The 14,044-nt window shown below is 62.3% G+C and carries 11 protein-coding genes; 9 read left to right on the forward strand and 2 right to left on the reverse strand.

Annotation, left to right across the window (positions count from 1 at the left end):
- Nucleotides 1–52: 52 nt before the first annotated feature.
- Nucleotides 53–1,519 carry a PLP-dependent aminotransferase family protein gene (locus CDPAHKCJ_RS01345; protein WP_166018168.1) on the reverse strand — a complete coding sequence of 489 codons (1,467 nt, stop codon included), beginning with the start codon at nucleotides 1,517–1,519 and terminating at the stop codon, nucleotides 53–55.
- Nucleotides 1,520–1,990: 471 nt separating this feature from the next.
- On the opposite strand from CDPAHKCJ_RS01345, the gene CDPAHKCJ_RS01350 reads away from it, so the two are divergent.
- From CDPAHKCJ_RS01350 to CDPAHKCJ_RS01390, 9 genes are all read left to right on the forward strand, one after another.
- The gene (locus CDPAHKCJ_RS01350; RefSeq protein WP_084208603.1) at nucleotides 1,991–3,415 is read left to right on the forward strand and encodes an APC family permease; all 1,425 of its coding nucleotides are present in this window, start codon (nucleotides 1,991–1,993) and stop codon (nucleotides 3,413–3,415) included.
- Nucleotides 3,416–3,572: 157 nt separating this feature from the next.
- Nucleotides 3,573–5,066, forward strand: a complete 1,494-nt coding sequence (locus CDPAHKCJ_RS01355) for an NAD-dependent succinate-semialdehyde dehydrogenase (protein ID WP_166018171.1) — start codon at nucleotides 3,573–3,575, stop codon at nucleotides 5,064–5,066.
- A 140-nt stretch (nucleotides 5,067–5,206) separates the two neighbouring features.
- Nucleotides 5,207–6,478: a 4-aminobutyrate--2-oxoglutarate transaminase gene (gene gabT / locus CDPAHKCJ_RS01360; RefSeq protein ID WP_166018270.1), complete on the forward strand. Its 1,272-nt coding sequence runs from the start codon at nucleotides 5,207–5,209 to the stop codon at nucleotides 6,476–6,478.
- A gap of 303 nt (nucleotides 6,479–6,781) precedes the next feature.
- A complete protein-coding gene (locus tag CDPAHKCJ_RS01365; RefSeq protein ID WP_166018173.1) occupies nucleotides 6,782–8,206 on the forward strand; it encodes an amino acid permease in 1,425 nt (474 codons plus the stop codon).
- The gene (gene mmuM / locus CDPAHKCJ_RS01370; RefSeq protein WP_166018175.1) at nucleotides 8,196–9,203 is read left to right on the forward strand and encodes a homocysteine S-methyltransferase; all 1,008 of its coding nucleotides are present in this window, start codon (nucleotides 8,196–8,198) and stop codon (nucleotides 9,201–9,203) included. The genes CDPAHKCJ_RS01365 and mmuM overlap by 11 nt, the downstream gene beginning before the upstream one ends.
- 251 nt (nucleotides 9,204–9,454) lie before the next feature.
- Nucleotides 9,455–10,108 carry a DsbA family oxidoreductase gene (locus CDPAHKCJ_RS01375; protein ID WP_166018177.1) on the forward strand — a complete coding sequence of 218 codons (654 nt, stop codon included), beginning with the start codon at nucleotides 9,455–9,457 and terminating at the stop codon, nucleotides 10,106–10,108.
- A 165-nt stretch (nucleotides 10,109–10,273) separates the two neighbouring features.
- On the forward strand, nucleotides 10,274–11,209 hold the full coding sequence (gene rihA / locus CDPAHKCJ_RS01380) for a pyrimidine-specific ribonucleoside hydrolase RihA (protein WP_166018179.1): 936 nt from the start codon (nucleotides 10,274–10,276) through the stop codon (nucleotides 11,207–11,209).
- Between the two features lie 6 nt (nucleotides 11,210–11,215).
- Nucleotides 11,216–12,901 carry a GMC family oxidoreductase gene (locus CDPAHKCJ_RS01385; protein ID WP_166018181.1) on the forward strand — a complete coding sequence of 562 codons (1,686 nt, stop codon included), beginning with the start codon at nucleotides 11,216–11,218 and terminating at the stop codon, nucleotides 12,899–12,901.
- Nucleotides 12,902–13,055: 154 nt separating this feature from the next.
- On the forward strand, nucleotides 13,056–13,283 hold the full coding sequence (locus CDPAHKCJ_RS01390) for a glutaredoxin family protein (protein ID WP_166018183.1): 228 nt from the start codon (nucleotides 13,056–13,058) through the stop codon (nucleotides 13,281–13,283).
- A 194-nt stretch (nucleotides 13,284–13,477) separates the two neighbouring features.
- Here CDPAHKCJ_RS01390 and CDPAHKCJ_RS01395 read toward each other — a convergent pair whose 3' ends face one another.
- Entirely contained in the window at nucleotides 13,478–13,993 is a 516-nt protein-coding gene (locus CDPAHKCJ_RS01395) for a hypothetical protein (RefSeq protein WP_166018185.1), read from the reverse strand.
- Between the last annotated feature and the right edge of the window lie 51 nt (nucleotides 13,994–14,044).

Consider the following 14,044-nt stretch of genomic DNA (forward strand, 5'->3'; position numbering starts at 1 on the left):
TTCGCCCTGCCGGGCGGAGGCGTTTTCAGTTCTGGCGCTGCTCAGTGCCGCCCTACCGGATGTCGCGCATGGTCAATATGCTCTCCAGCGTGCGTCTGAGCCGGGCCACCTCACTGACCAGACTCTCGCCCGCCAGCATGCCGACCCCCAGCACCAGCCCACGTCGTGAATCCTCGCTGCTGCAGACCATGCTCAGTGGCCGTACGATCAGATGCTCCTTGACCATCAGTTGCGCGACGCGCTTGTCATCGATCTCGGGGGCGAACTGCACGCACAGGCTGATGCCGCGCGAGGGCGGCGAGACGCTGATCACGCCCTTCACCTGACACAGCTGGTCATGCACCACCTGCTGTCGGCCGAGATAATCGCGCTGGATGCGCTGATACCAGGCATCGAGATCCCCATCGGCGATGAACTGCGCCAGCACTGCCTGATCCAGCATGCGCCCCTCGCGAAACACCTCGCTGCGCAGCCGATTCATCGGCCCGGCCAGCGCGCGCGGCACCACCAGGTAGCCCAGCCGCAGGCCAGGAAACATCAGCTTGGAGAACGAGCCGACCAGCAGGCGATTGTCGGCGTCCGGGTCAAACAGCAGCTGATCATGGTCATCGCCACTGAACTCGTAGTCATCCTCGAGGATATAGGCGGGCTGACAGGCCTCGCAGAGCGCCAGCTTGTCACGCCGTGAGGTAGGAACACTCAAGGGATAGTGATGCGAGCCGGTGAAATAGGCGATCTGCACCGGACGACGCTCCAGCAGGGCGATCTCGTGGCCCGGGGCATCGGCGGTGTCATCCCGGGGCCGCCAGGGAATCAGCTGGGTCTCGAGTCCGGCGGCCAGAAAGACATTGCGTGCCCCCCAGTAGCAGGGCGACTCCATCACCACCCGCTGCCCGGCGTCCGCCAGCGCCAGCGCGCACAGCTCGATGCCGTGGTGGGTGCCCTCGGTGATGATGATCTGCTGGGTATCGCAATCGATGTTGCGCCAGCGGCGCAGAAAATCCCGAATCTCCCGCTTGAGCGGGCCATAGCCACCGCTGGAATACGACAGCAGCAGCGCATTGTGGGGCACCGTCACACTGGCATACAGCTGACGCCACTTGCGCATCGGAAAGCGTGCGATATCCGGAATGCCCGGCACGAAGGCGCCACTCTGGATCAGACTCGCCCCTTGCCCACCCAGCACCCGGCGTGCGCGAGTGGAGAGCGGCAGTGGCGCAGGTGCTTCGGGTGAGACGCTGCCGGGTCTGGCGGCATGCGGGCGGCGCGTCCAGGTGCCCTGTCCCTGCCCGGTGTGCAGATAGCCTTCCTCGATCAGCGACTTGATGGCCAATGACAGCGTGTTGCGTGCCACGCCCAGCGCCTCGCACAGCTTGCGGTGCGCAGGCAGCCGTACCCCCACCGGCCATTGCTCACGAATCATCTCGAGCAATGCCTGCTCCAGCCGCACCTGCTTGCCCAGGGTCTCTGACTGGCGGCGATAACATTCGATCAGCGGCTCAAGCGCGGCCTGTTGCATGTCTGTCTCCGGTGAAGGGGCAATGTCTGGCATTGAGGAGCAAGCGCTTCTCTTCATGACAGGCAGAAAGCCGCTCTTCATGCCAGGCGGCGAGTCAGTGACAAGGCGAAGAGCCTCGGCAGACGCGAGGAGTGGCGGGACATGCCACGCGTTCTGCCATGATTATCCGCAGCCCAACAAGATTGGTCCAGTCAAACGCTCAATTGGTCTATTCGCCTGAACAGTGGGCGCTGATAGCGTGTCCCTCAGGCGCTGCCTACTGACTGATGCTCACAGCCCACGATGGCTGGATCGCTCCTGCGATGTCGACAGGAGCGAATTTTTCCACAAGCCTCAGCCAGCGACAGGACTGACCTTGCATCTGCCTACCCGCCAGAACGTTCGGCAGAGGACAGCAGACGCACACGAAAGACATCAGCAGGTCCGGCACCGCCATATAACAAATTCCAAGATCGACTCGGACGCATCCCCATGACCCAAACAACTCCCCCTGCAGAACAACTTGTCAGAGTCCTCGCCCGCGGCGACGTTCTGGCCCTCGCCTTCGGTGCCATGGTCGGCTGGGGCTGGATCGTCCTGACCGGCGGCATGATCCAGAATGCCGGCAGCATCGGTGCCATCATCGCCTTCATCATCGGCGGCATCGCCGTCGTGCTGATCGGCCTGACCTATGCCGAACTGGCCGCCGCCATGCCCAAGGTGGGTGGCGAACACGTCTACAGTTACCGGGCCATGGGGCATTTCTCGTCCTTCCTGTGCACCTGGACCATCATTCTCGGCTACCTGAGCGTGGTGTCCTTCGAGGCGGTGGCATTGCCCACGGTCATCGAGAACCTCGCGCCCGGCTATGCCGTCGGCCACATGTGGACCATCGCCGGCTGGGACGTCAAGGCCACCTGGGTCGCCGTCGGTGTCGGCGGGTCTCTGGCGATGATGGCCATCAACTACGTCGGCATCACCACGGCTGCGCTGCTGCAGAAGGTCGTGACCGGGGTGATCCTGATCGCCGGTGTCCTCTTCGTGACCGGCGCCCTGTTCGAGGGGGACGTCGCCAACATGACGCCGCTGTTCACCCAGTCTGAGGGTGGCGTGACGGCCGGCATCATCGCGGTACTGGTGCTGGTGCCCTTCCTGTTCGTGGGCTTCGATGTCATCCCCCAGGCCGCCGAGGAGATCAATCTGCCCTACAACGCCATCGGCAAGGTGCTGATGATGTCCGTGGTACTGGCAGTGGTGTGGTATGCCCTGATCATCCTGGCCACCAGCCTGGCACTGGATCACGACTCCCTGCTGGCAAGTTCACTGAGCGTGCCGGATGCCATGCAGGCACTGTTCAACACGCCCTGGGCCAGCAAGCTGATGATCCTGGCGGGTATCGCCGGCATCATCACCAGCTGGAACGCCTTCTACATCGGTGGCTCGCGCGCCATCTACGCCCTGGCGCATGCCGGCATGCTGCCGGCCGCCCTCGGCAAGCTGCACCCGAAACACAAGACACCGACCAACGCCGTACTGCTGATCGGCCTGCTGTCCTGCATCGCGCCCTTCTTCGGTCGTCCGGCACTGGTGTGGATCGTGGATGCCGGCGGGCTGGGTATCGTCATCGCCTACCTGTTCGTCGCGATCTCGTTCCTGATCCTGCGCATCCGCGAGCCGGACATGCCGCGCCCGTTCCGCGTACGTCACGGCAAGCTGTGCGGTGTGCTGGCCATCCTGCTGTCCTTCGCCATGGCCTGTCTGTACCTGCCGGGCAGCCCGTCCGCACTGACCGGCACCGAGTGGATGATCTTCGGCGCCTGGATGGCACTGGGCCTGGTGATGTACGCCATCGCCCTCAAGCAATTCGGCCGTGAATACAGCGACCGCATCATGGCACCGGCCTTCACCGCTCACTGAGCAAAGGCCTCGTCATGTGACCGCCGGGCAGGTCCGTCCGCCTGCCCGGCCCCATCGGACTCGACTACCGCGAGCCGATATCAGGACAGTCCGCGCGATTCGCAAGCGCTGTCACTCAATGAATGCACTGCACGCCAGACCGCCAGAGGAGCTCCACATGTCCCGTATTGCACTCCCGACCAGCGACTTCCTGAAGCGCTACGTCAATTCGGAGAACAGCCGCGACGTCTTCGCCCCGGCCTTGATCGGCAGCGAGCGCCGCGAGACCGGTACCACCTTCAACGTGACCAATCCGGCGACTGGCGAGCAACTGGCCCGTGTCGCGGAAGTCAGCGCCGAGGATACCCGTGACGCCGTCGCCGCCGCCGAGATCGCCGGCAACGCCTGGAAGAAGGTGCCGGTGAAGGAGCGCTCTGCGCTGCTGCGTCGCTGGTTCGACCTGGTGCTTGAGCACCGGGAAGACCTCGCCCAGCTGATGACCCTGGAACAGGGCAAGCCGCTGGCGGAATCGCGTGGCGAGGTGACCTATGGCGCCTCCTTCATCGAATTCTTCGCCGAAGAAGCCAAGCGCATGGCCGGTGAGACCCTGCCGTCCCACGGTGCCGACAAGCGCCTGATGGTGCTGCGCGAACCCATCGGTGTGGTGGCGGCCATCACGCCGTGGAACTTCCCGCTGGCGATGATCACCCGCAAATGCGCGCCGGCGATCGCCGCAGGCTGTGCCGTGGTCATCAAGCCGGCCGAAGCCACCCCGTTGACCGCGCTGGCACTGGCGGATCTGGCGCTGGAAGCCGGCCTGCCGGCAGGTCTGATCAGTGTCGTCACCGCCATGAAGCCGATCGCCATCGGCGAGGTGCTGACCACCGACCCGCGCATCCGCAAGGTCTCCTTCACCGGCTCCACCCCGGTGGGCAAGACGCTGATGGCGCAGTGTGCTTCCACCGTCAAGAAGACCGCCATGGAGCTGGGCGGCAACGCGCCGTTCATCGTCTTCGATGACGCCGATGTCGATGCCGCCGTCGATGGTGCCATCACCTCCAAGTTCCGCAATGCGGGTCAGACCTGCGTGTGCACCAACCGCTTCCTCGTCCAGGACGGCGTCTACGATGCCTTCGTCGAGAAGCTCGCGGCGCGGGTCGCCGCCATGCAGGTCGGCGATGGGCTGGTCGATGGCAACACCATCGGTCCGCTGATCAATGACGCTGCCGTCAGCAAGGTACAGAGTCACGTCGATGACGCCATCGGCAAGGGGGCACGCCTGGTCACCGGTGGCAAGCCGCACGCCCTGGGCCACAGCTTCTTCGAGCCCACCGTGCTGGCCGATGTCACCACCGAGATGGTGGTGGCGGATGAGGAGACCTTCGGGCCGCTGGCACCGGTGTTCCGCTTCCACAAGGATGAAGACGCCATCGCGATGGCCAATGACACGCCCTTCGGCCTGGCCGCCTACTTCTATGCCACCGACTACCGCCGCATCTGGCACACGCTGGAAGCGCTGGAATACGGCATGGTCGGGGTCAATGAAGGCCTGATCTCCACCGAGCTGGCGCCCTTCGGCGGCATCAAGGAGTCCGGTCTGGGTCGTGAAGGATCTCACCACGGTCTGGAAGAGTTCACCGAGCTGAAGTACGTCTGCATCGGCGGCCTCTGATTTTTGTGAGGACGCCTCGCGACGATGCCTCGAGAGGACGTCTCACAACGTTATCCCACCACATTTACTGGACAACGGTGGCATGGCCCGCGCCATGCCACCGGCAACAAGAAAAGGAACCTGACATGAGCCACTCCCAGCTGAGCAACGAACAACTCGACGTCCTCAAGCACAAGTACGTCGCCAAGGGTGCCGTCACCGCCACGCCGCAGTTCGCCGACACCGCGCTGAACGCCGAGATCTGGGATGCGGACGGCAACCGCTGGATCGACTTCGCCGGCGGCATCGGCGTGCTCAACCTGGGTCACCGTCACCCGAAGGTCGTCGCCGCCGTCAAGGCACAGCTCGACAAGGTCATGCACACTGCCGCAGGCGTCATCTCCTACGCGCCGTACGTGCAACTGAGCCAGAAGCTGGCCGAGCTGACGCCGGTGCGCGGCCCGGAACGCAAGACCCTGCTGGTCAACTCCGGCGCCGAAGCCGTCGAGAACGCCATCAAGATCGCACGTGCCGCCACCGGCCGCAGCGGTGTCATCACCTTCGACGGCGCCTTCCACGGCCGCACCATGATGACCCTGGCGATGACCGGCAAGGTGCTGCCGTACAAGAACGACTTCGGCCCGATGCCGGGTGACATCTTCCGTGCGCCCTACCCGAACCCGATTCACGGCATCAGCGAAGAGCAGTCCCTGAACGCCATCCGCACCCTGTTCAAGACTGACATCGCACCGCACCGCACCGCCGCCATCGTCATCGAGCCGGTGCAGGGCGAAGGCGGCTTCTACATCGCCTCGCCGAGCTTCCTCACCGCGCTGCGTGAGCTGTGTGACGAGCACGGCATCCTGCTGATCGCCGATGAAGTGCAATCCGGCTTCGCGCGTACCGGCAAGCTGTTCGCGATGGAGCACAGCGGCGTCGAAGCCGACATCATGACCATGGCCAAGAGTCTGGCCAACGGCATGCCACTGTCGGCCGTCGTCGGTACCGCCGAGGTGATGGATGCCTCCGGCCCGGGATCGCTGGGCGGCACCTACAGCGGCAACCCGCTGTCCTGCGCCGCGGCCCTGGCCGTCATCGACGTCATCCGCGAAGAGAACATCCTGGAGCGCAGCACCCAGATGGGCGAGCAACTGGCCGCGCGTTTCGCCCAGTGGGAAGAACGCTTCGCGCATGTCGCGCACTCACGCAACCAGGGTTCCATGGCGGCCTTCGAGCTGGTGGATGCCGATGGCAAGCCGGACCCCGCCGCGACGGCAGCCGTGTGTGCCAAGGCCAAGGAGCTGGGGCTGATCCTGCTGTCCTGTGGCTTCTACTCCAACTCCATCCGCGTGCTGGTGCCGCTGACGGTCGAGCCGGAAGTGCTGGAAGAAGGTCTCGACATCGTCGAGAAGGCGCTGGAAAGCCTCGTCTGATCGGTTGCCTTATCCGACACACGTGTAACAGAACGGCCACCTTCGGGTGGCCGTTGTCGTTTCCAGCGCCACGCGCTTCGCTGGAGGGAAACCCTGGGCCGAGAAATGAATCGCAAGCTCATTACCCATCTAACCATATAGCCAATCAACCCAAGCAGCCTTTTGTGGCAACTAATTGATTAAATTATGATATTCGCTGCATTTCTGCGTATTCCCGACCGATTCTCGCCATGCCACACGCCATCGTGAACGACGGCTGCCAGAGAGAGACCCTCATCGGCAGCACCTCGAGTGACCCCTACCATGACTGACAGCAACGCCCACGACTTCAAACGCAGCATGCAGCAGCGCCACCTGGTGATGTTGTCCCTCGGCGGTGTCATCGGCACCGGCCTGTTTCTCAGCTCCGGCTATACCATTCAACAGGCCGGTCCGGCGGGGGCGGTGCTCGCCTATCTGATCGGCGGACTGGTGGTCTATCTGGTGATGATGTGTCTCGGCGAGCTGGCCGTGCACCACCCGGAACCCGGCGCCTTCAGTGCCCATGCCACCCGCTATCTTGGCCCGGCCACCGGCTATACCGTCGCCTGGCTCTACTGGTTGACCTGGGCGGTGGCACTGGGCTCGGAATTCACCGCATCCGCCGTGTTCATGGGCCGCTGGTTCCCCAGTGTCGAACCCTGGATCTGGTGCGGGCTCTTCTCGCTGATCGTATTCGGTATGAACATCGTCTCGGCACGCTTCTTCGCCGAATCCGAATTCTGGCTGTCGTTGATCAAGGTCGCCGCGGTGATCGTGTTCATCGCGGTGGGCGCCGCCGCCATGTTCGGTTTCACGTCACTCTCGGGCAATACCGAGGCGCCGGGCATCACGCGCATCCTGCAGGAGGGGGTGTTCGATCACGGCGTGATGCCGATCCTGATGACACTGCTGGCCGTCAGCTTCGCCTTCTCCGGCACCGAGTTGATCGGCATCGCCGCCGGCGAAAGCGAGAATCCCGAGAAGAACGTGCCCCTGGCGATCCGCGCCACCCTGTGGCGGCTGATCATCTTCTTCATCGGCACCATCATCGTCATCGCCGCCCTGTTGCCCCAGGACAGCGCCGGTCTCAAGGAAAGCCCCTTCGTGGCGGTCTTCCAGCTCACCGGCATCCCCTACGCGGCGGATATCATGAACTTCGTGATCATCACCGCACTGCTGTCGGCGGCCAATTCCGGTCTCTACGCCGCCTCGCGCATGCTGTGGACCCTGGCGGACCAGAAGACGCTGCCGCGCGTGTTCAGTCGCGTCAATCAGCGCGGCATTCCGGTGCCCGCGCTGCTGATCACCATGCTCGGCGGCCTGCTGTCGCTGCTCTCGAGCGTCTATGCCGAGGACACCCTGTATCTGGCGCTGGTGTCGATTTCCGGGCTTGCCGTGGTGCTGGTGTGGATGGCGATCGCCGCCAGCCAGTTCAGCTTTCGCCGTCAATGGCTGAAGGCCGGCCACAGCGCCAGCGAGCTGACCTACCGCGCACCGCTGTACCCCATCGTGCCGATTGCCGCCTTCCTGTTCTGCGCACTGGCCTGCATCGGCATCGCCTTTGACCCCAACCAGCGCATCGCGCTCTACTTCGGCGTGCCCTTCGTGGCGCTGTGCTATCTGGTGCACTCTCTGACCCATCGCTCGTCTACCGACGCCGCCAATTCCCCGACTCCGACCCCGCAGGAGGCCCTCGATGCCCGCTGATGCCATCCGCAATCCGCTGAGCGCCATCACCGCGCGCCAGCCTTTCATGATCGTCGATGGCGCCCTGGCCACCGAGCTTGAGCGTGCCGGATTCGATCTCAACGACTCGCTATGGTCGGCCAGAGTGCTGGCCGATGAGCCACAGGCGATCGTCGATGTGCACCGCGCCTACTTCGAGGCCGGTGCCGATGTCGCCACCACCGCCAGCTATCAGGCCACGCTCGAGGGCCTGATGGCGCGCAGCCTGAGCGAGACCCAGGCCAGCGCGCTGATCCAGCGCTCTGTCACCCTGGCCTCCCAAGCCCGCAGCGAGTACCTGGCCGCGCACCCGGAGCGTCTGGACTGCCCGCCGCTGGTCGCGGCCTCGGTCGGCCCCTATGGCGCATATCTCGCCGATGGCAGCGAATACCGTGGCGGCTACGCGCTGGACCGCGCCGGTCTGCGCGACTTCCACCGTGCCCGCCTCGCCACGCTGCTCGATGCCAAACCCGATATTCTCGCCGTCGAGACGCTGCCGTGTGCCGAGGAAGCCCAGGCCGTGTGTGACCTGCTGCGCGATGACTTCCCCACGGCGCGTGCCTGGATCGCCTTCAGCGCGTGCAACGCCACCGAATTGAGCGACGGCACGCCGATCCGTGAGGCCGTGCGCGCCATCGCCGACTGCGAGCAGGTGGTCGCCATCGGCGTCAACTGCACCGCGCTTGAGCACATCGAATCGCTGGTGCGCGAGATTCGCGGTGAGACAGATAAAGATATCGTCATCTACCCGAACTCCGGTGAGGTCTATGACCCGGTCACCAAGACCTGGTCCGCCGCCTGCGCCGTCTCGGTCGATGCCGATGGCCACGGCTCTGACCACGGCTCTGAACACGATCATGACCTCGCCGGCTGGACACCGCGCTGGCTGGCCGCAGGTGCCACGGCCATCGGTGGCTGCTGCCGCACCGGCCCGGACGATATCCGCGCGCTGGCGGATCTGCGCAAGGCGCTGGGTTGATTGAGTTGCTTAGCCGGGCGCAGTGAATACGCAGCACTGAACTCCAAGTACTGAATCATTAGCGCTGAACACGAACGCCCTGTCCGGTCACATCACATGATCGGACAGGGCGTTTTCGGTAGCGTCCCAGGCCCAAAATCTCTAGGATGGCAGGACACTGATGAGCGATTGCTCAAAATCATTCCAACATGCTCTCAAAGCGGCCTTCAAGCTGCATTGAGGAGCGCGTGAGAGATCAGCAGGAGATCCCCATGTCACAGCTCGATATCCAGGTCGCCTACGACGTGGTCTGCCCCTGGTGCTGGATCGGCAAGCGTCATCTTGATGACGCCATCGCGCAACTCGACTTCAAGGATGAGGTGCGCGTCAGTTACCTGCCCTTCCAGCTCAATCCATGGGTGCCACGTGAAGGCATGGCGCGCGCCGACTATCGCGCGCAGAAGTTCGGCAGTGTCGAACGTGGCGCGGAGCTGGATGCCCAGGTGGCCCAGTCAGGCGCGCAGAGCGGTATCACCTTCCGCCACGCCCTGATGGAGCGCACGCCCAACTCCACCGATGCCCAGCGCATCGTCTGGCGCCAGCAGTCCGAGGGTCTGGCGGAGCGCCCGTTGCTGGAAGCACTGTTCACCGCCTACTTCCACGATGGCAAGGACGTGGGAGACCGTCAGGTGCTGGCCGAGATCGCAAGCCTGCACGATGAGAATCTGAGCGTCGAACAGGCGCTGACCTTCCTCGAATCCGGCGAGGGCGAGCAGGAAGTCGCCGCCCAGCAGGAAGCGCTGCGCAATGCCGGCATCCAGTCGGTGCCCAGCACCATCGTCGGTCAGTACTACGTGCCCGGCGCGCAGCCGGTGGAAGTGCTGGTGCAGATGCTCAATGAGGCGCGTGCCCAGCAGACGGATTGATCTGCCACGCACTGTTACCAAGCGCTGACACCAAGCGCGAATGCCATGAACGGACAGACGACACGCCCTTCGCAAGGATGGCGTGTCGTTTTGCGTTCAGGCATAAAGGAAAGGCTGATTGAGGCAAGTCACGACAACAATACGACTCACGACAAGGACTGCTGCATGCCGCGCCCCATCATTCTCGATTGTGATCCCGGCCACGACGATGCCATCTCGCTGATTCTGGCCCTGAGTTCAGACGCGCTCGACGTACTGGCCGTCACCACCAGCGCCGGCAATCAGACGCCTGACAAGACCCTCAACAACGCGCTGCGCGTGCTCACCCTGCTGGGACGGCATGACATTCCGGTCGCCGGTGGCGCGCCGAAACCGCTGGCGCGTGAGCTGATCATCGCCGACAACGTGCATGGCGAAAGTGGCCTGGATGGCCCCAAGCTGCCGGACCCCGCCTTCGCTCCCGTCACCCAGAGCGCCATCGAGCTGATGGCCGAGAAGGTCCGTGCCTGTGAGCAGAAGGTCACGCTGGTGCCCTCCGGCCCGCTGACCAATATCGCGCTGTTTCTCTCAGCCCATCCGGAGCTTCACCACAAGATCGACAGCATCGTGCTGATGGGGGGCGCGGCAGGTGTCGGCAACTGGACCCCCGCCGCCGAGTTCAACATCTTCGTCGACCCCGAAGCCGCTGACATGGTGTTCAAGTCCGGGCTGCCCATCGTGATGTGCGGGCTGGATGTCACCCATCAAGCGCAGATCATGGATGAGGACATCGAGCGCATTCGCGCCATCGACAATCCCGTTGCCCAGTGTGTCGCCGAGCTGCTCGACTTCTTCATGATCTACCACCGTGACCCCAAGTGGGGCTTCAGCGGTGCGCCATTGCATGACCCCTGCACCATCGCCTGGCTGCTGAAGCCTGAGCTGTTCACCGCTGTCGAGTGCTGGGTCGGGGTCGAGACACAGGGCGAGCATACCCAGGGCATGACGGTGGTCGACCGTTACCAGCTCACCGGCAAGCCACACAACGCCAGGGTGCTGTTCGATATTGACCGCGAGGGTTTCGTTGACCTGATCGCGCAACAGCTCAAGCACTATCAATGACTATCGATGACTACCGCTGATCGCCACGCCAGTGCTACTGCGCCACAAGAGCACGGCTATGGCTTCGACTACGACTACGACTACCTGATCGTCGGCTCGGGCTTTGGCGGCTCCGTCTGCGCGCATCGCCTGACCGAGAAAGGCTATCGCGTGGCGGTCATGGAACAGGGCAAGCGCTGGACGCCGGACAACATGCCGCGCTCCAACTGGCGTCTGAGCCGCTGGCTGTGGCGGCCGATGCTCGGCCTGCGCGGCTTCTTCACCATGAGCTTCTTCCGTCACGTCATCGTGTTGCATGGCAACGCGGTGGGCGGCGGCTCCATCACCTATGCGCAGACACTGCTGGTGCCGCCTGACAAGATCTGGGACAACGGCCAGTGGGCGGGGCTCAATGACTGGCATGCGGTGATGCCAGAGCACTACGCCACGGCGCAGAAGATGCTCGGCGTGACGACCAATCGGATCATCGCACCGGCGGATGACGCCCTGAAACGCATGGCGGAAGTCGCCGGCTGCGATGACACCTGGTACCCCACCGAGGTCGGCATCTTCTTCGGCCCCGAGGGCGAAAGCGGCACGCCCGCCGCCGGTAGCCCCCATCCAGACCCCTACTTCGCTGGCGAAGGGCCTGAACGAAAAAGCTGCATCGGCTGTGGCGGCTGCATGATGGGTTGCCGACATGGTGCCAAGAACACACTCGACAGCAACTACCTGTATCTGGCCGAGAAGCACGGCGCCCAGGTACACGCCGAGACCAAGGTGATCGACGTCGTACCGCTCAATGGCAAGACGGATGGTGCCGATGGCTATGTGGTGACGACGGTGCCCTCCACTTTCGCGGGGCTCTATCTTGGCCTGGGCAAACGTCGTGTCACCTGTCAGTCCATCGTCTTCGCTGGCTCGTCGCTCGGCACCCAGGAGTTGCTGTTCCGCCTCAAGGACAAGGGCGCATTGCCGAACCTCTCGGATGCACTGGGCAAGCGGGTGCGGACCAATGCGGAGTCCTTGATCAGCTGTCGCATGCCGGGAAGTCGCGATGACATGTCGAAGGGCATCGCCATCGGCTCCGGCATCCATATCGATGAGCACACCCATATCGAAGCCACGCGCTATCCGGCGGGCTCCGATTTCATGGGGCTGCTGTTCACCGCGATGGCCAGGGGCAAGCCTGGCTGGACACGCCCTTTTTCCTGGCTGGGCGCGATGGCGAAGCTCTTCCTCGCCAATCCACTGCGCGCGCTGAGATTCCAGCTGCCGTGGGGCTTCGCGAAGGAGACCATCATCTTTCTGTGCATGCAGACGGCGGAGGGCCACCTCGACATGACGCTCAAACGCCTGTGGTACTGGCCATTTCGCAAGGCGCTGGTCACCGAGGGCAAGCGCATTCCCACCTTCATCCCCGAGGCGAATGACTTCGTCACGCGTGGTGCAAAGGCCATCGGCGCCATCCCCGGTAGCAGCATCCCCGAGATACTCTTCAACATCCCGACCACGGCGCACTGCATGGGCGGCGCGGCCATGGCGGCCTCCCCCGAGGACGGCGTCTGCGATGGGCAGAATCGCGTCTTCCATTACCGCAACATGCTGATCTGTGACAGCTCGATGCTCGCCGCCAACCTGGGCGTCAATCCCAGCCTGACCATCACGGCACTGGCGGAACATGCGATGAGCCATATCCCGCGCAAAAGCTGATCTTAAGGGGGGGGCATTTTGGGGGAGCTTGTGCGGGAAGTGCTGATGTAGGAAGAGACCGACGGCTGGTATCATTGCCCGCCAACGTCTCAGGCCATCATCTCAGGCCAAGTGCCTACAACGCGCGGGATCGATCAACACGGGAGCAACTGCAATGAAACGGGTGTCACTCTTCACCATGGCGAACTGCCCACACTGCCAGACAGCCAAGCAGTATCTGGAGCAGCAGAAGATCGGCTTCCGTCTGGTGGATGTCCGATCCCCTGCTGGACAGAAGGAATTCGCCAAGACCGGCTTTCGCAGCGTGCCTGTCGTGAAGATTGGTGATCAGTTTTTGAAGGGGTTCAGCGTCAAAGGGTTCAATCAGTTGTATAAGGGTTGAATGGGTTACTATCAGAAGCAGCTGCCCACAAGATACTCTTCAATATCCCGAAGATCGCCATCTTATAGGCGGCCCAGTCATGGCGGTCACCCCCGGAGAAGGTGACCACTATGGTCTTGCTGTGTTCTCAATTACAGGAACAACCTGATCCGTTACAGATCGATGCTCGCTACCAACCCAGATATCAATCTTGATCAATCTATTATTTTCATGCCAAAATAATCCACTTCCACCAAATAACTAACTTCTCTCGTGGGGCTTATTTGATGGTCATCAGGGTTATACTTAACCCCTTTGATGTAAAACTGTTTTTTAAAGTCACTTCCATAAAAATCAGTAACATGAGCAATGCTTGCTATAGCATCAGGCAATTCATAATCATCTATTTTTATAACTGGATCTGCAGTACCAAAGCCGCTTCTTTCAACAATACTTACATTTGATGAGTCAGCCCCTCGCCCCCCATAACATCCTAAGTCACCTTTCCAAAACACTGCATATTGGACTCCGAAGCCATCGACAGTATCCATGCCTTCTCTCAATTGAATTGTTTTGAATTGCAAGGGATTTTCTTCATTACGGTCGCTGACTTGGCAGGCGGTAGTTTCAGTAAACTTTTTCACTAAAGATGCAGCATCATTTTTATCAAAAGCAAACACTTCAGAGGAAGCAAAAGATAAGGTTAAAACTAGCGCCATTTTATATTTCATAATATCATCCTTGACACATCAAAACCAAACTAGAAAAGAGCAGAAAATTAT

Origin of the sequence: Cobetia sp. MB87 (assembly GCF_011319755.1) — a bacterium.
Classification (GTDB): Bacteria; Pseudomonadota; Gammaproteobacteria; order Pseudomonadales; family Halomonadaceae; genus Cobetia.